Genomic DNA, 16,441 nt, shown 5'->3' on the forward strand with positions numbered 1-16,441 from the left:
GGAATCCTTGTTTTCAACATCACTTTTTACGACTACATAAGACAAACCCTCATTTCAACGTTGAAATGAGGGTTTGTCTACGATCTGAAGGAAGAATCACTGCTATCGCAATGATTCTTCCTGTTATTTATAAAATTGACATCGGATTAACGGTATTCGCTGGACCTGAAGCACTGTAGCTATAACCACCTACGTGAATTTCAAAATGTAGGTGTGGGCCTGTTGAATTCCCTGTACTTCCAAGAGCTCCAATTTGTTCACCTTGACTGACACGTTGACCTGCACGTGCATTCAACGAACTCATGTGTGCGTAAACTGTAGTATACGTTTTTCCATCTAACTGGTGAGCAATCATGACGTGGTTACCATATGGACCGCCACTTGATGCTGTGATGACCGTTCCGGTTGCTGCTGCAACGATTGGTGTGCCGACTGGAGCACCAAAATCGATTCCGTTATGGAATGAATAACCGTTTGATCCACTTGCCGAACCATATCCTTGCGTGATTCCTCCGCTTGTCGGATGAATGAACAACGAAGATGATGATAGAGCAGGTGGTGCTGGTGTCGGAGCAGGTGCTGCCTGCGGTACACTTGGTGTCGCTTTTGGTGCAGATTGTTTTGTTGAACCGGTAGCAGGTGCTGATGATTTCTGATTCGCTTTTGCTGCTGCTTTCGCCGCTGCTGCTTCCGCTGCCTGTTGTTCAGCGGCTGCTTGTTCTGCCGCTGCCGCTTGAGCCGCTTGTGCTTTTGCACGCGCTTTTGCTTCACGGGCTGCCTGAGCTTGACGTTCTTTTTCAATCCGTGCTTCACGTTCACGGGCTGCTTTTTCAGCTGCAATCGCTTGTTCTTGTGCAATCAAAATTTGTTGGACTTCTTTTGCATCCATCAATTGTGTTTCAAACTTCTTTTTTTGTTTCCGGAGTTCTTTTAAGCGTTTGTTCCGTTCTTTGATTTGTTGCTCAAGTTCTGCTTGTTGACGTTTAAGATCTTGTTTTTCAACAACTAATTTCGCTTTTTTATCTTTTAATTGCTGCTGGGCACGTGCTAATTTTTTCTGTGTGTTTTGATAATCAGTAATCATTTTATCATCTTGTTGTGAAATCGATTTTCCAGCTAACACACGGCTGACGAGATCCCCGACATCTTTTGACCCAAAAATGACTTCTTCCCATTTAATAGAATTCCCATCATTTTCTTGCATAACACGAAGACGGTCACCAAGTAATTTTTCTTGTCGTTTTAATTTCGCTTTATATTTTTCGATTTGTTTCCCAAGCTCAACGATTTCTGCTTCCGTTGCTTTGATTTGACGATCTTTTGCTTCAACGGCAAACATCTTTTCGTTTAATGCTTCGTCCAACCGATTGACCTCTTGCTGTGTTTTAGAGATTTTTTGTCCTTCTTGATTAACAGAAGACTCTAAGTTTTTTTGCGTATTTGCATTTTCTTGTTGTTTTTGTTCGTTTTTGGCTTTTTGTTCACTTAAGTCATCTGCTGCTACGAAATGAGGAGTGGATGAAAGAATAAGTGCGGAAACGATGAGCGACGCGAACGTTTTTTTCATGTAGTATTCCCTCTTTTTCTGTGTAATTTGTATAGACTTTTCTGGGTAGTTTATAGTAATTTTTTTAAGTAATATGGTAATATTATTTAAATTTCATAATAGTTTTTAAAAATTATAAGAACGTTTTTGATTATAGCATTCATTTTACCTCTATTATATTTCAGTGATATGTCATTTTTAATAAGTTCTCTTTTCGACCGGAATGTCTAATTTTTATGGGGGCGTCTTCATTGCGTGTTGTTGAAGAGTTTGACACACTGTAACTATCGAAGTAAAGGAGGAACTATCTATGCATTTGGATCATACGGGTATTGCCGTTCGCGATATGCAAGAAGCGATTACGTTCTATACAACCATTCTAGGAGGAACACTGATCCGGGAGTACAGCAATCCGACTCCTGGTGTTGCATCAAACATTGCTGTCATCGCCTTTGAAGATGCACACATCGAGCTATTGACTCCAACAAGTCCCGAAAGTCCGATTGCTCGTTTCTTAAAACAAAGCGGAAAAGGTGTGCATCATATTGCCTACCGTGTCGATGATTTAGACCAAGCAATCCACGAAGCAAAAGAACGTGGCATTACCTTTTTAGAAGATACGTATCGCCAAACTCCACTCGGACGACGGTTAATCTACATGGATCCGCGCCATTCACATGGTGTCATCACGGAGCTATGTGATTATCCAGAAAACTAAAAAAAACGAGCGTTTCTCAACCTAAAAAGGCGGAGACGCTCGTTTTTTTAGTAAGAACCCAAGTTAAGCAAGTTTTGCTAACATTTCACGATTGAATGCCGGAATGTCATCTGGTTGACGGCTTGAAACGAAGTTATCATCTACGACTACTTCATGATCTTCAAACGTCACCCCTGCATTTTCTAGGTCGATTCGAATCGATTTATATCCTGTCATCTTACGTCCTTTGACGATTTTAGCATTAATCATCAATTGTGGACCATGACAGATCGAGAAAATCGGTTTTTTTGAGGCATCAAATTCTTCTGTAAACGTCACGAATCGAGCATCTTCCCGAAGCAAGTCCGGTGAGAATCCGCCCGGAATCAATAATGCGTCAAAATCAGAAGAAGACGTTTCGTCGATTGTAAGATCGACTGTCACTTTTGCTTCTTCTTGTTTTCCAACAAGTACCGTTCCCTTTTCAGTTCCAACGACTGTCACTTCATGACCTGCCTCTTTTAACGCTTCAACCGGTCCGGTAAATTCTACATCTTCAAAGTGATTAGCGAGTACGACAGCTACTTTTTTACTCATATGATTGATCCCCCAAAATAAAGTTTACGTTACTTATCTAATCCTCGATCTCGAGATGACACCGGATCATCCGGCATCTGATCTTTTCCTTTAAGGACTTCTTCTTGTTGTTCGGGTGAAAGCTCACGTTCCTTATCCGTCAAACGTTTTCGTTCATCTTCAAACTTTTCGTTCGGTCGGTCCGTTTCTTTTGGAGCCATGTAGCTTCCCTCCCTTATCAAGGACAAGTCAGTTGCTTAACGTTTCGACTACTTTTACGGATAAATCAACATCGATGTTGCCACGTGTCGCTTTTGAATATGGGCAGAATTGATGTGTTTTTTCGAGTAGGTCCTGCGCTTCTTCTTCTGTCACACCTACGACTTCAACAACCAGCTTGGCAGCGATTTTTACACCACCAGCTTCTTCATCTTCGAGCAGGCTGACTTCAGAATTTGTCCGTGTTTCGACTCTTTTTTTCGCTTGACGTGCCATTAAGTTAAAGGCGCCATCAAAACATGCAGCGTATCCGGCAGCAAATAACTGCTCCGGGTTAGACGTTGGTATATTTTCTTTGCCTTTTGTACCAGGCATTACGAGATCTAAATTAATTACGTTATCATCAGAGGCGACCTTTCCATCGCGTCCCCCTACTGCAGTTGCGCGTGAAGTAAGAATTGTTTTCGTCATGAATAAGAACCCCTTTGTCAGCTAATTTTAGTAGCTTGTTTTGGCCACATAGACAGTAATACCACTGTCTGCAGAAGAATAAACAACTAAAAAGATTCTTCCTCACAAAAAAAGACTACACCGAAGTGTAGCCGCCTTCTCGACGCTTAGATAATTTCTTCTGTCACTGGTTCTTTTTCAGGTAACTGCAGGTAAATCGATTTGACTTGGTGATTGTCGACTTCCATGACTTTGACCGTATGATTTTTATAACGGAATTCCTGACCACTTGATACTTCCGTATCCTGCGCCATGACCCAGCCACCAATCGTATCAATGTCTTCTTCTTCAATTCCTAAATTGAAACGTTCGTTTAAATCATCAATCAAGACACGACCGGAAATCCGGTACAGTCGTTCATGAATCTGCTCGATGTCTGCTTTTTCATCTTTGTCGAACTCATCGCGAATCTCACCAACGATTTCTTCTAAGATATCTTCCATCGTGATGACACCGGCAGTCCCACCGTATTCATCAATGACAAGTGCCATCGGTGTCCGTTCGACTTGCATTTTCAGCATCGCGTCTTGTAAAGGCGAATATTCCGATACAATCGGTAAGTTGTGGACGTAATAACTTAATGCCTTCCCTTTGTTCGCCATATGGTCGGTGAACAGTTGTTTCGCATTGATGAAGCCTAAAATCTTATCCTTATCGCCTTCTTCCGCGACCGGATACCGGGTAAACTGGTATTCCTCGACTAATGCGATGATGTCCTGCATCGTGGCATCATTTGAAATAGTAATTAAATCCGTCCGCGGTAACATGATATCTTTCGCAATCCGTTCATCAAACGAAAAGATATTTTGCATGTAAGACAACTCGGTTTGGTTGATTTCACCACTCTTGTAACTTTGAGTCATGATGATTTTGATTTCTTCTTCCGAATGGGCATCTTCATGTCCGACCGGTTCAACTCCAAATAGACGCAAGAACACACGGGCTGAGCCGTTTAACAACCAAATCACCGGTTTCATGACTTTCCCGAACCAATAAAGTGGTGGCGCAAGCAACATCGTGATGGCTTCTGTCTTTTGGATCGCTAACGACTTTGGTGCGAGTTCGCCGAGGACGACGTGCAAAAACGTCACGACGGAAAAGGCTAACGTAAACGAAACGACAGTTGAAATAGATTCAGGAAGCTCAATTTCCTTAAACACCATTTCCAGGATCGCGCCCACCGTCGATTCACCTAACCACCCTAACCCAAGTGCCGTCACCGTAATCCCGAGTTGACAAGCTGATAAATAATAATCGAGGTTTTCTACTAATTTTTTAGCCGTCTTCGCCGTTTTGCTACCTTCTGTGATCAATTGATCGATTCGGGACATCCTCATTTTTACGACCGAAAATTCTGCTGCAACAAAAAACGCGGTCAACACAATCAAGAGTGCAATAATCAAAAGCCGAATGATAATCGTTGTTGTATCAAATGTTTCCACTGCGTGTGTACTGTCCAATCGTTTCCCCAAACTAAGGGGATTCACCTCCATTTAATTAAGCCGGCAACATCTTGTCGGTCTTTTCCATCAAAAAGAAGCTTGTTTTTTAACGAACAAGCTTCTCTACTTTTTCATATTCATACTATAACGGAACTCTCACGAAATGTGTACTTGCAGATGACGTTTCTTTTCACTTACACGACATACATGATGAAAACAACGATCATCAACAACATCGCGATTCCTTTTAAGAGCGCACTTGAAAGAATGCCTAGGACGGTTCCGATCCCGATTGATACCGAATCTTTCCATGTTTTTTTACTGATGATTTTTTCGGTCAGAATCGCAAACACAAATGGAAAAATCAGTAGACCGATTCCTGGAATGATGAACGGTCCCGTGATCAAGCCGACGGTCGTCGCGATTTTCGCAGCCTGTGATCCACCACGCCGATCGACCGTATACGAACTGACTAAATAATCCAATGTAAACAACAAGACAATGAAAACCGCTTGGATGATCCAAAAACTAATCGTCAATTCTGTAAAACTAAATCCAAATCCATAAATTAAAAATCCAATGACAAGTAATGGCGCGCTTGGGATGACAGGATAAACAAGTCCGGCAAACGCCGCCAAGAAACAGACGGCAATCAATGTCCATAATACGATGGTCATGCATATCTCCTACTTTCTGATTTCTTTCCTTCCTACGATTACGTCAAAATCCGTGGAGAGGTTTCACAAACTTGCTTTTTGCTCGGCTTGTTCAAGATGACGGCGATCCCACTCATTTAACGACGACCAATCAACTTCTGAACAGACAAACGGGATGAATTGATCAATGCTGATTCTATGTTCCGGAAGTGCACTCCGCTTCATGATTTCAAGCGATTCAAGCATCGTCGCCAGAACGGAAATATCCTCTTTTCCATAATGGCGTAGTTGATAGAAGGTCAGGTAAAGAAGTTCAGCAAACGTCAGGCGACTCATCACGACCGTTCCCGTTCCAGAGACTAACAGATGACCATCCTTTAAGACGGTATAACGTCTCAATAAATCTCCGATTTGCCGCATCGCATGACGAGCGGTGTTAGGATCGTTAATGCCGGGTGAAATAGCCCGCAACGCCACTTCCGTTAATTTTTGAATCACAAACGGAAAATCCTGTTCGGCTGATCGAGTCGGTCCGATGATGATCCCTTGCTCCACATCTTGTTGCGTCGTATTCCCGATTCGTTGTCCTTGTGTGACGTAACTCCCGATTGCAACATCGATCACGACATGCCGATCCGATTTTATCAATAAGTCATAATCAACTGCCTGCAAATAACCGGTCTGAGTAGCAGTCACACCGAAGGGATGGTTCGTCCCGTTGTCGGACACGAGCTGGTAACGTCCCGCTTCAATGGCGTCGGTGTGTTCTTCAATCAGCATACATCCTTCTTCATGCAGCCGATCGAGTAACGTCGTCACGCGAATCGACTGACTGACAATATGCACAAATGCAACAAACGCAACAATCGCAATCAAAACGACAATCACGGCAACTGCTGAGGCAACGACACTATCTTTTAAGGAAGGACGCATAAAAAAGAGCATTGTGATCGAATACGTGACCGTCCCGATGAAAACCCCAAAGATATGTTGTACTTGCCGATTCTCAATGAAATTCGGCAACGTCCGCGGAGAAAATTGAGAGGAGTAGGTCGTCAAGACCACTAAAATCGTCGAAAACGTAAACGTCATCATCGTCAACAGCCCCGTAAAGACTGCACTGTGAATGGTTTGTGCCAATCCGAGAGTCGTTTTCCAATCGCTCGGAAACAACTCTTTTGCATATAAATCGATGGTTAAGACGATTGCCGTCAACATCGCTCCACCTAGTCCGTAAAGGAGGGGCCACCACCAGTTGGTTTCTCGATACAATAACTTCAACTTCTGCATTCCTCATCCACTCCACTCTTAAATATACCGGTATATTTTTAATTCCTGTTTCCACATCTAGTAAAACGTATTCTCGTAATTTTTTCAGAAGATACCAAGTCAATTCATTTTGTGAAAGTGTAAGTTTGTGTTTTACTTCTCCACATAACGTGAATAACTTAAGTGTTATCAAAACGAATTGGAGATGAATATCCATGCAACAGCAAACACAATCAACACTCAATACCGACTTCACTAAAATTTTTATTAATGGTCAGTGGCGCAAAGGCGCAAGTGACAGCAATATGAAAAATACGAATCCTTTCACAGGAGAAACATTATTTGAGATTTCGGCAGCAAATAATGACGACTTAGATGATGCTTATCAATCTGCGAAAGTTGCCCAAAAAGAATGGGCGAAAGCCCCGGCACTAAAACGCCAAGGATTAATCGAACAGTTCTTAAAAGTCATGTATGAAGAAAAAGAAACGATTGTCGAATGGCTCATCAAAGAGTCAGGCAGCACACGCATCAAAGCGGAAGGTGAATTCCTGGCGTCCGTCTTGATCGTTAAAGAAGCAGCTACTTTCCCACTCCGGATGCACGGTGAGATTCGTCCATCGGTCGTTCCTGGTAAAGAAAACCGGATTTACCGGAAGGCACTTGGTGTCATCGGCATCATCAGCCCATGGAACTTCCCGTTCCACCTTGCTATCCGTTCGATCGCTACGGCTATCGCAATCGGAAACGCGGTCGTCGTTAAACCGGCAACCGATACACCGGTATCAGGCGGCTTGATCTTTGCAAGTCTCTTTGAAAAAGCGGGTCTTCCGAAAGGTGTCTTAAACGTCATCGTCGGTCGCGGATCAGAAATTGGCGATTCCATCGTCGAGCACCCGGTCCCACGTTTGATTTCCTTCACAGGTTCGACGGAAGTCGGTCGCCATATCGGTGAACTGGCCGGGAAACACCTGAAAAAAACTGCTCTTGAACTTGGTGGAAACAACGTCTTCGTCGTTCTTGACGATGCGGACTTAGATCGCGCGGTCGAATCCGCTGTTTACAGCAAATTCTATCACCAAGGTCAAATCTGTATGTCGACGAACCGAATTCTTGTCGCTCAATCGATTCACGATGAATTCGTCGAAAAATATGTCGCTCGTGTCAAAGAGCTTCAATTCGGTGACCCTTCGAACGACCGGACACAAGTCGGTCCGCTGATCAACCAATCACAGGTTGATCGCATCATGGAAGAAATCGAAAAAACAAAAGCTGCTGGTGCAACAGTTCGTGTTGGCGGCGAAGCAAACGGTAACGTCATCGCTCCTACTGTCGTGACGGGTGTGACAAACGATATGCCGCTTGCGAAAAATGAAATTTTCGGACCAGTTGCTGTCATCATTCCATTCAAAGATGACGCTGAAGCGCTTGAACTTGCGAACTCACTTCCATATGGATTAAGCGGTGCCGTTCATGGTTCATCCATCGAACGTGCGACTGAGTTTGCACTTCAAGTCGAAACAGGAATGATCCACATCAATGACCAATCAGTCAACGATGAGCCGCATATGCCGTTTGGTGGCGAAAAAGACTCAGGTCTTGGTCGTTTCAACGGCGAATGGGTTCTTGAAGAATTCTCGACAGTCCAGTGGTTGTCTGTCATGCACGAACGCCGTCAATACAAACCATTTTTCGAATAACAATATGACGATGACGAAGTACGGGGTTTCCCGTACTTCTACATAAGAAGGGAACAAAACTATGCCATTACTTCGTTTTGATGTCATTGAAGGACGTACGGATGAGGAACTGAAGCTTCTATTAGATACCGCGCATGAGGCGATGCTTGAAGCATTTGATGTTCCGGAACGAGATCGTTATCAAATCGTTCATACCCATAAAGCAAATGAGATGGTGATCCAAGATACAGGTCTTGGCTTCCAACGGACAGATCGGGTCGTTCTCATTAGCGTGACGAGTAAGACACGGACAGAAGAAAAGAAACAAGCGCTTTATCGGTTGCTCGCCGAACGACTAGAAGCTAACTGTGGACTCGCCCCAAGCGATTTAATGGTTTCTATCGTCGAAAATGACGCCGCGGACTGGAGTTTTGGTCTCGGTAAAGCACAATTTTTGACCGGTGACCTGTAATCATCATTTTAGACGTTCAACAAATCAAAAAAAAGGGAGTCTCAACTCGACACTACATCGAGTTGAGACTCCCTTTCGAATTAGTCTTGATGTTCATTCGGATTGTCTCGTTGCACTGGTGCTTTCCAATCAAACGTCTCTGGAACAAAATCAAGACCACCCGGATGAAACGGTTGGCACCGCATCAATCGCCTTGTTGTTAAATATCCACCTTTGACGGCACCATGTCTTTCAATCGCTTCTTTCCCGTATTGGGAACACGTCGGATAAAATCGGCACGTCGCTGGTTTTATCGGCGAAATGACTTTTTGATAAAAATGAATGCCACCCAGCATGACTTTTTTCATTTGTTCACCTTCTTTTCCTTACTGTAACGCATATCAAAAGGATTTTCTGCTTTGGTGAATTATACTACCTCTAACAACTACTAAAAAGGACGTGTAATTATGAAAGCTCTTACGTTTCACTCATTTGGAGATTCTAGTGTACTGACGTACCAGGAACATCCAACACCGGAACTCCAATCTAATGAAGTATTAATTGAGATGAAAGCCATCGGACTAAATTTTGCCGACATTTACCGTCGAAAAGGGAATTATCATTTAGAAGGAACACCACCTTATCTTTTAGGATACGAAGGTTCCGGTCTCATCGTTCGACTAGGAGATGCTGTGACCGATCTACATGTCGGACAACGTATTGCATTTGCCGACGTTCCAAATGCCAATGCTGAATTCGTGACTGCGCCTCAGGATAAGATCATTCCGTTACCGGATTCGATTTCTTACGAAACGGGCGCCTCCGTGTTGTTGCAAGGTTTGACTGCTCACTACCTGACACGGGACAGTTACGATATCCGGCCGCGTGATCTGGTATTGATTCACGCGGCAGCTGGCGGCGTCGGACAACTGTTGACGCAAATCGTCCGTCTACGTGGTGCCATTCCAATCGGTTTGACATCTTCTCAGGAAAAAGCCGCCATCGCTAAACAAAATGGTTGTGAACACGTTTTTCTCTACTCCGACGACTGGGTCGGTCAACTCCATACATTAACAAACCAACGTGGTGTTGATGTCGTTTACGAATCGGTGGGTTCCACCTTGATGGAGAGTTTTCAGGCAACGAAAGTCCACGGGACAGTTGTTTTTTACGGAATGGCCGGCGGTGATCCTGTTGCGATTGACCCACGTTTTTTGATGGACACTTCTAAGACATTGACAGGCGGCGATTTGTGGAACGTCTTGACGACTCGAGAAGAGCGAATTCGTCGCGCCGGCGAACTGTTCAGTTGGATTCAGTCCGATCAGTTACGATTAGCTCCGCCTACTCTATTTCCACTCTCAGACGGCAAACGCGCGCATGATTATTTAGAAAGTCGTCAAAGTACAGGAAAAATTTTGTTGATTCCTAGTGATGAATCCGACCTCGATTAATTCAAAAAACTCCCCATGCTGCTAGTATGGGGGGAGTTTTTTTCGTCTAAACGATTACAAAAAAGAAACAGTTCTCTTTATCAGCAATTCATTTGCTTAAGTAGTTGCATTCCTTCATAAAAGAGCGTAGAGTAAATCTCATCAAAACCAGAAACTTAAATTAGTTTTTAGTTTCAAGAAGGAGATTTTATTTATGTTTCGCTCAGAATGGAAAAAATTAAAAAGTCCGATGACGATTATCGTGATTCTTGCTCTTATCCTCGTTCCGTTTCTTTACAATTCGATCTTTTTATCTGCTTTCTGGGATCCGTACGGTCAGACAGAAAATATTAAAGTCGCCATTGTCAACGAAGATAAAGCAACGAAGTTCGAAGGAGAAAAAATTGATATCGGTGATCAGTTTATTAAAAAACTGAAAAAAAATGACGATTTTGATTGGCAATATCTTTCACGTAAAGAAGCTGCCAAACAACTTCGCTCAGGTGACATCTATATGACAGTCGTCATTCCGAAAAAGTTTTCGCACAATGCGACGACATTGCTGGACGATCATCCGAAAAAAATCGAACTGGAATATTATTTGAATCCAGCTAAAAACTATTCCGGTACGCAGATTTCCAGTGCTGCCGCCAAACAATTAAACGAAAAAATCCGTAAATCCGTAACAAAACAATACAGCAGTGCGATTTTTGGATCACTCAAAAAAATCGCCAAAGGACTGGAAGATGCCTCTGAAGGTTCAGCTAAACTCGAAGATGGCGCTAAAAAAACGACCGACGGGGCTAAGACACTTACAACAAATCTCGGTAAATTAACCAATGGTACAAATGATTTATCGACAAACTTAACAAAAGCCGCGGACGGTTCCGTACAGCTTTCAAGCGGTCTGAATACGTTAAGTGGTGGAACGCAGACACTGGCAGAGAAATCTAGTGAATTATCGAGCGGTCTCAACCAGCTCGACGGCAACAGCGGAAAGTTAATTAAGGGGTCATCCGATTTACAGGCCGGATCAACTAAACTCCGCCAAGGTCTCGAGAGTGCATCTGCCGGGTCGACGGAACTCCGTCAAGGTCTCGAAAGTGCATCTGCCGGAACGACGGAACTCCGACAAGGTCTCGAAACAGCTTCGGCCGGTGCATCGAAGCTCGACAATAACCTGCCGCAGTTCACGGCTGGTCTCGATCAACTGAACGCCCGGGCTCAAGAAGCCAATGCTTCTCTGGTAGCCGTCAATGACGCCGCTGATACGTTAAAACAAGAATTAAGCACCCGCCGTGAGGCACTCGAAGCAAATGTCGCCAATATCAAGGCAGTCATCGCTTCGTCCGAGACATTAACGGAAGAAGAAAAAGGCGCCTTGTTGGAATCCATTGCAACGATGGAACAAAATGTCCAAAATTTAGCGCAGCAAGAATCTTCCCTTGATGCCAGTCTTGCTAAAGCCAATGATGCAACAGAAAAAATCAATCAGCTGGCAGTCGGTGGGCAAAATATTGCTTCGGCCGTTTCACAACTCGATGGTGGTTTAACACAGTTGCTTGATGGTTCAAAACGATTGGAACAAGGACAAACGAAACTACTTGCCGGTTCAAAACAATTAGAGCAAGGACAAACACAACTATTGACCGGTGCCAAAAACCTGGAACAGGGACAAGGTACGCTCACTCAAGGTTTGACTGCCTATACAGACGGCGTTCACAAAGCAGCCGTCGGAAGTACGAAATTAACGGCTGGTGCGCAACAACTGGCAACCGGTGCGAATGATGCGAGTACTGCATCGGGTGATTTAACTTCAGGTCTTGGTCAATTATCCGACGGGGCTGTCGCCCTTTCATCAGGTGCTGGTCAATTGACAGATGGTGCTTCTCGTCTGGCTGACGGAAACTCAAAACTCGTTGATGGCGCGAATACGTTAAAAACGGAACTCGGTAAAGGAGCGAAAGACGCAACCGTCAAACCATCCAATGACCGCGATAACATGTTAGCTGAACCCGTTGTCTTAAAAGAACATGATTATTCGACCGTCAACAACTATGGCTCTGGTCTAGCGGCTTACATCCTCAGTATCGCGTTATTCGCCGGTGCCTTGATGTTCTCATCCGTCTACCAAATCCGTCCGGAACATGGTGAGACGTTGACATGGCGTTTCCTCGTCGGAAAGCTATCACTCGTCTTACCGATCGGTGCTCTGCAAGGAATTGCCGCTTCGATCGCCATCGTCTATGTCCTCGATGCCGACGTCGCAAGCACACCTGCTTTGTATGGATTTGCTGCCTTGACCGGCATGACGTTCATCACGTTACTGTTCACGTTAACGATGCTTTTCGGTCGTGTCGGACAATTTAGTGCGTTCTTACTGTTGTTACTTCAAATCGGTGGTAGTGGTGGTACGTTCCCGGTCGAAATGACGCCGAGCTTCTTCCAAGCGATTCACCGCTTCTTACCGATGACCTACTCGGTCACCGGCTTCCGAGAAGCACTTGGGATTGGCGTGACGGATACACTGATTTCAAACAGTCAGGTACTTGGATTGATTCTATTCTCTGCCCTTGCGATCACCTTCGCCGGTGCATTAGGCGCAAAACGGATTTTACTTTCGACGAAAGCGAGAACACGCCATGACACTGTCTGATAAGGAATATCTGATTTTAGATGCGGCAATGGCTTGTTTTTCTGAACTTGGTTATAAAGGAACGACCATTGAACGGATTGCTAAACGTGCTCATGTCGGTAAACCGACCGTCTACCAACTGTTTGAAAGTAAACTCGATTTATTTGAGACGTTAGTTACACGAGTCTTACAGGACATGAAGGCTGAAGCTGAGAATGCTTACGTCATGACAGCTTCTGTCGAAGAAAACAAACAGGCCATGATTGACGCCATCGTCAATCATCAACATGAACATTTGTTCATCTTACAAATCACACAAGAAACGCATACCTTAAAACTACAAGAGATGTTCGAATTACGGATGCGGATCGAGCAGCATATCGTCGAGTATATAAAGAACCTCCTCGAAACACGCTTAGAATTGGAACAACGTTCGCCGGAAATTCCCGTCGAAGTCACGGCCTTTTTGTTGTTCAAGACCTACGTCGCCTTGATTTCCGAATGGCCGTTAATCGGTCAACCACTTGATTTAAAAACAATCAGTCAAGCGATGTTAAAATTGTTATAATGAAACAGCCTCTCGGATAGACGAGAGGCTGTTTTCATGTAACGTTCATCTTACTCGAATGGAGTGTTTGGTTTGTCTCAATTGGTAGTCTTTACCCCGTTGTTCTTGCTCGTCCTATTGACGTACGTCATCATCTCACTGGTTGATATGTGGCGATCCTATACACGAACAAGTGCTTCGACCGACTTTGTCTTTTTCATCGTCACCTTAGTCTCACTGTTTGTCGGATTCGTCTTGTCACCGGTTCTATCCCTTGTCTTTCAGTGGAAACGCAGTCGTATCAAACGAATCATCGGGCTCATCATCGTCGGATTACCTTTCGTGCTGTTCTTAACGGATCGTTTTTTCTAATGCAGATACTTTTTAAGCCGAACGATCAGTGAAATTTTACACTGATCGTTTTTTCAATGTTTATGTTCTTCCGCCTAAAAAAAGTTTCCGCAATAATTCTTTTTCCGGCATAGCGGCAGCATGAAAGGCTTCGAGGTAGGGCTGATCGTCATAGATGACTTCCATGACATCGATTTGCCATCCACCTTCTATCTGTTCAACTAGCGCAAACGGAGCAATCGCTTCTGGCTGGCAACCGAGCGCCCCCGGGTTCAAATAAGTGACACCTTTCGTCCGAACAAGTTGTTTCGGGTGATGATGACCAAAACAAATCAGACTCGCCTGTTGTCCTTTAAACAAATCAGGCAATGTCTCTTCTGTCCCGTCGACAGCTGCTGCCAACGGTTCCTCTCCAATCGCCTTCGACTCATCGCGATATGCGTAATGCGTAAACAACACATCTTGTCCCGAAAATGTCTTTCGAATCGTTCGGGGAAGTTGCTCTAAAAAGTGTTGGTTTTCTGGCGTCAGTTGATCCGCTATCCATTGATGATGTGCTTGTGCATGACGGTAACTGTCTGGATAGGGTTGATCATGTAGTAACGCCAGTACATTTTCATCGTGATTTCCACTAATCGTCGTCATGCGGGAAGTCGATCGAACTAACTCAATCACTTCATTGGTCTGCGGACCGATTCCGATTAAATCCCCGAGACAGAAAATCTCTGAAACAGTTTTCTCTTCTCTAATTTTTTTTAAGACAGCTTCAAGCGCTGTCGCGTTGCCGTGAATATCTGTTATTACTGCAAATTTCATGTAACCGCCTCCAATGTCAGTTTAACGCCTTTTTTTCTTTCCCCTGATTTTGTGCAGAAAATTCATGGAAAATAAATTGTCAGAAAATATTGATTATTGTTTTCAGCCGTGTTAGGCTTAGAAAAATTCACGGAAAGGGGCACAACCTAATGTCTTCACACCAAACTGCAGGCCGACTGATTATTCTATGCACGAGGGACTGAAACCTTTTCCGATTGATTTTCGGGATTGATTTTGGGCCCTCCTTTCGATGCATCGAATGAGGCGCCCGCAGGAATGATGGCGCCTATCCGATACCGGATAGGTTTTTTTAATGGCTAAACGAAAAAGAGAGAGGATGAGTGAGTTGAAGGAATATGCGATGGATCGAATGGTGAAAGTGTCTGCCGGGATGGCGAACGCCGTCTTAGTGACGTTAGGAGTAGGCTTATTGATTGAAACATTCGGTAACTTATTACATATCGAGATGCTGTTGACGATTGGCGGAGTTGCTAAAGTCTTACTCGCGCCTGCACTTGGTGCCGGAATTGCTTATCAACTCGGTGGGAATACACTTGTCTTATTCAGCGCCATGATTGCCGCGACAATCGGTGGGGGCGCGCTTCAACCAACGGACGCCGGGCTCGTTCTCGTCCCGGGTCAACCGATCAGTGCGTTGCTCGCAGCTGCTGTCGCTGTGTTCGTCGGTAAACGGATGACAGGAAAAACAAAATTCGACATGATGGTCATTCCAGTCAGTGCCGTCCTTGCCGGTGGTGTGACAGGAATCGCTGCTGCTGCCGTCACGACCCCGTTGTTAACACGATTCAGTGCTATGGTCACGACGTCCGTCGAAACTTCACCGATTGCGACATCCCTTGTCATTGCTCTTATCTTTAGCGTCTTATTGATGTCTCCCGCTTCATCTGCTGCACTCGCGATTGCACTTCAACTCGACCCTGTCGCCAGTGCCGCCGCCTTGATTGGTTGTTCGGCTCAGTTCGTCGGGTTTACATTAATGGCATACCGCCAAACTGATCCCGGTGGATTGATTGCTTCCTTTTTTGTCACACCAAAAGTTCAGTTCCCGAATATCGTGAAGAATCCACGTCTCGTCGTCGCGCCTTTCTTAGCGGCAATGATTTCGGCACCGATTGCGACACTTGTTCTTTCATTAGAAGTACCGTACGAATTAGCAGGTCTCGGGTTGAATTCGATGATTGCCCCCCTCAATATCTTTGTCAATCAAGGATTTAATGCGTTCCTCGTCTTTTTTGCAACTGGAGTAGTGCTTCCGGGTATCTTGACTCTCGTCTTTTACCGGATGACGACAATGGCTGGTTGGACGAAGATGGGTGATCTTCGACTAGAAATTCAATGATGAGAGACATCCGCTATTCCTTTCAGTTTAATGAAGGAATAGCTTTTCTTACGTAAAAAAATCCCGTCCATCAAAAGATGAACGGGATTTTGGTATGATTCTGACTGGGCTCGAACCAGCGACCTCTACCCTGTCAAGGTAGCGCTCTCCCAGCTGAGCTACAGAATCATGATGATGTGTACTGGGTATACGTTTATTATAGCAACATATTGAAAACTGTAAAGGATTTTTCCGATTTTCTTTTTAATTTTTTT

At 44.3% G+C, this 16,441-nt stretch carries 17 protein-coding genes and 1 tRNA gene; 8 read left to right on the forward strand and 10 right to left on the reverse strand.

Going from position 1 to position 16,441, the window contains the following annotated elements; genetic code table 11:
• Positions 1 to 127: 127 nt before the first annotated feature.
• The gene (locus KNQ13_RS12050) at positions 128 to 1,567 is read right to left on the reverse strand and encodes a murein hydrolase activator EnvC family protein (RefSeq protein WP_026830888.1); all 1,440 of its coding nucleotides are present in this window, start codon (positions 1,565 to 1,567) and stop codon (positions 128 to 130) included.
• A gap of 289 nt (positions 1,568 to 1,856) precedes the next feature.
• Between KNQ13_RS12050 and KNQ13_RS12055 the strand changes: the two genes are divergently transcribed.
• Complete coding sequence (locus KNQ13_RS12055) at positions 1,857 to 2,264, forward strand: VOC family protein (RefSeq protein WP_026830887.1); 408 nt, start codon at positions 1,857 to 1,859, stop codon at positions 2,262 to 2,264.
• A 63-nt stretch (positions 2,265 to 2,327) separates the two neighbouring features.
• On the opposite strand, the gene KNQ13_RS12060 is transcribed toward KNQ13_RS12055, so the two are convergent.
• The 6 genes from KNQ13_RS12060 to KNQ13_RS12085 all read right to left on the reverse strand — a co-directional run bounded on the left by KNQ13_RS12060 (position 2,328) and on the right by KNQ13_RS12085 (position 6,936).
• Positions 2,328 to 2,840, reverse strand: coding sequence for a type 1 glutamine amidotransferase domain-containing protein (locus KNQ13_RS12060; protein WP_026830886.1), 513 nt, complete (start codon positions 2,838 to 2,840; stop codon positions 2,328 to 2,330).
• Between the two features lie 29 nt (positions 2,841 to 2,869).
• Positions 2,870 to 3,040, reverse strand: coding sequence for a hypothetical protein (locus KNQ13_RS12065; protein ID WP_014969540.1), 171 nt, complete (start codon positions 3,038 to 3,040; stop codon positions 2,870 to 2,872).
• A 28-nt stretch (positions 3,041 to 3,068) separates the two neighbouring features.
• Positions 3,069 to 3,509, reverse strand: a complete 441-nt coding sequence (locus KNQ13_RS12070; protein ID WP_026830885.1) for an Ohr family peroxiredoxin — start codon at positions 3,507 to 3,509, stop codon at positions 3,069 to 3,071.
• A gap of 146 nt (positions 3,510 to 3,655) precedes the next feature.
• Positions 3,656 to 5,020 carry a hemolysin family protein gene (locus KNQ13_RS12075; protein WP_014969538.1) on the reverse strand — a complete coding sequence of 455 codons (1,365 nt, stop codon included), beginning with the start codon at positions 5,018 to 5,020 and terminating at the stop codon, positions 3,656 to 3,658.
• 164 nt (positions 5,021 to 5,184) lie between these two features.
• Positions 5,185 to 5,667: a DUF456 domain-containing protein gene (locus KNQ13_RS12080; RefSeq protein ID WP_014969537.1), complete on the reverse strand. Its 483-nt coding sequence runs from the start codon at positions 5,665 to 5,667 to the stop codon at positions 5,185 to 5,187.
• Positions 5,668 to 5,730: 63 nt separating this feature from the next.
• A complete protein-coding gene (locus KNQ13_RS12085; protein ID WP_081809598.1) occupies positions 5,731 to 6,936 on the reverse strand; it encodes a DUF2254 domain-containing protein in 1,206 nt (401 codons plus the stop codon).
• 194 nt (positions 6,937 to 7,130) lie between these two features.
• On the opposite strand from KNQ13_RS12085, the gene KNQ13_RS12090 reads away from it, so the two are divergent.
• Positions 7,131 to 8,615, forward strand: a complete 1,485-nt coding sequence (locus KNQ13_RS12090; protein ID WP_026830882.1) for an aldehyde dehydrogenase family protein — start codon at positions 7,131 to 7,133, stop codon at positions 8,613 to 8,615.
• Positions 8,616 to 8,676: 61 nt separating this feature from the next.
• Positions 8,677 to 9,066 (forward strand): tautomerase family protein, encoded by a 390-nt coding sequence (locus KNQ13_RS12095; RefSeq protein WP_014969534.1) that lies wholly within the window; start codon positions 8,677 to 8,679, stop codon positions 9,064 to 9,066.
• A gap of 80 nt (positions 9,067 to 9,146) precedes the next feature.
• Here the strand turns inward: KNQ13_RS12095 and yidD are convergent, their stop codons facing one another.
• On the reverse strand, positions 9,147 to 9,413 hold the full coding sequence (yidD, locus tag KNQ13_RS12100) for a membrane protein insertion efficiency factor YidD (RefSeq protein ID WP_014969533.1): 267 nt from the start codon (positions 9,411 to 9,413) through the stop codon (positions 9,147 to 9,149).
• A gap of 99 nt (positions 9,414 to 9,512) precedes the next feature.
• Between yidD and KNQ13_RS12105 the strand changes: the two genes are divergently transcribed.
• From KNQ13_RS12105 to KNQ13_RS12120, 4 genes are all read left to right on the forward strand, one after another.
• Positions 9,513 to 10,499, forward strand: a complete 987-nt coding sequence (locus KNQ13_RS12105) for a quinone oxidoreductase family protein (protein WP_026830881.1) — start codon at positions 9,513 to 9,515, stop codon at positions 10,497 to 10,499.
• Positions 10,500 to 10,692: 193 nt separating this feature from the next.
• The gene (locus KNQ13_RS12110) at positions 10,693 to 13,134 is read left to right on the forward strand and encodes a YhgE/Pip domain-containing protein (RefSeq protein ID WP_051590515.1); all 2,442 of its coding nucleotides are present in this window, start codon (positions 10,693 to 10,695) and stop codon (positions 13,132 to 13,134) included.
• Positions 13,121 to 13,681, forward strand: coding sequence for a TetR/AcrR family transcriptional regulator (locus KNQ13_RS12115; RefSeq protein ID WP_014969530.1), 561 nt, complete (start codon positions 13,121 to 13,123; stop codon positions 13,679 to 13,681). The genes KNQ13_RS12110 and KNQ13_RS12115 overlap by 14 nt, the downstream gene beginning before the upstream one ends.
• Before the next feature lie 72 nt (positions 13,682 to 13,753).
• Entirely contained in the window at positions 13,754 to 14,032 is a 279-nt protein-coding gene (locus tag KNQ13_RS12120) for a hypothetical protein (protein WP_026830879.1), read from the forward strand.
• 60 nt (positions 14,033 to 14,092) lie between these two features.
• Here the strand turns inward: KNQ13_RS12120 and KNQ13_RS12125 are convergent, their stop codons facing one another.
• A complete protein-coding gene (locus KNQ13_RS12125; RefSeq protein WP_026830878.1) occupies positions 14,093 to 14,827 on the reverse strand; it encodes a metallophosphoesterase family protein in 735 nt (244 codons plus the stop codon).
• Positions 14,828 to 15,164: 337 nt separating this feature from the next.
• On the opposite strand from KNQ13_RS12125, the gene KNQ13_RS12130 reads away from it, so the two are divergent.
• A complete protein-coding gene (locus tag KNQ13_RS12130; protein ID WP_014969527.1) occupies positions 15,165 to 16,187 on the forward strand; it encodes a PTS sugar transporter subunit IIC in 1,023 nt (340 codons plus the stop codon).
• A 95-nt stretch (positions 16,188 to 16,282) separates the two neighbouring features.
• On the opposite strand, the gene KNQ13_RS12135 is transcribed toward KNQ13_RS12130, so the two are convergent.
• A tRNA-Val gene (locus KNQ13_RS12135) sits at positions 16,283 to 16,355 on the reverse strand.
• Positions 16,356 to 16,441: the final 86 nt, after the last annotated feature.

Source organism: Exiguobacterium sp. s128 (genome assembly GCF_018618815.1).
Classification (GTDB): Bacteria; Bacillota; Bacilli; order Exiguobacteriales; family Exiguobacteriaceae; genus Exiguobacterium_A; species Exiguobacterium_A antarcticum.

Coding starts and splice junctions, on each gene's coding strand:
- KNQ13_RS12050 (WP_026830888.1), bottom strand. CDS start 1,567: ATGAAAAAAACGTTCGCGTCGCTCATCGTTTCCGCACTTATTCTTTCA.
- KNQ13_RS12055 (WP_026830887.1), top strand. CDS start 1,857: ATGCATTTGGATCATACGGGTATTGCCGTTCGCGATATGCAAGAAGCG.
- KNQ13_RS12060 (WP_026830886.1), bottom strand. CDS start 2,840: ATGAGTAAAAAAGTAGCTGTCGTACTCGCTAATCACTTTGAAGATGTA.
- KNQ13_RS12065 (WP_014969540.1), bottom strand. CDS start 3,040: ATGGCTCCAAAAGAAACGGACCGACCGAACGAAAAGTTTGAAGATGAA.
- KNQ13_RS12070 (WP_026830885.1), bottom strand. CDS start 3,509: ATGACGAAAACAATTCTTACTTCACGCGCAACTGCAGTAGGGGGACGC.
- KNQ13_RS12080 (WP_014969537.1), bottom strand. CDS start 5,667: ATGACCATCGTATTATGGACATTGATTGCCGTCTGTTTCTTGGCGGCG.
- KNQ13_RS12085 (WP_081809598.1), bottom strand. CDS start 6,936: ATGCAGAAGTTGAAGTTATTGTATCGAGAAACCAACTGGTGGTGGCCC.
- KNQ13_RS12090 (WP_026830882.1), top strand. CDS start 7,131: ATGCAACAGCAAACACAATCAACACTCAATACCGACTTCACTAAAATT.
- KNQ13_RS12095 (WP_014969534.1), top strand. CDS start 8,677: ATGCCATTACTTCGTTTTGATGTCATTGAAGGACGTACGGATGAGGAA.
- yidD (WP_014969533.1), bottom strand. CDS start 9,413: ATGAAAAAAGTCATGCTGGGTGGCATTCATTTTTATCAAAAAGTCATT.
- KNQ13_RS12105 (WP_026830881.1), top strand. CDS start 9,513: ATGAAAGCTCTTACGTTTCACTCATTTGGAGATTCTAGTGTACTGACG.
- KNQ13_RS12110 (WP_051590515.1), top strand. CDS start 10,693: ATGTTTCGCTCAGAATGGAAAAAATTAAAAAGTCCGATGACGATTATC.
- KNQ13_RS12115 (WP_014969530.1), top strand. CDS start 13,121: ATGACACTGTCTGATAAGGAATATCTGATTTTAGATGCGGCAATGGCT.
- KNQ13_RS12125 (WP_026830878.1), bottom strand. CDS start 14,827: ATGAAATTTGCAGTAATAACAGATATTCACGGCAACGCGACAGCGCTT.
- KNQ13_RS12130 (WP_014969527.1), top strand. CDS start 15,165: ATGAGTGAGTTGAAGGAATATGCGATGGATCGAATGGTGAAAGTGTCT.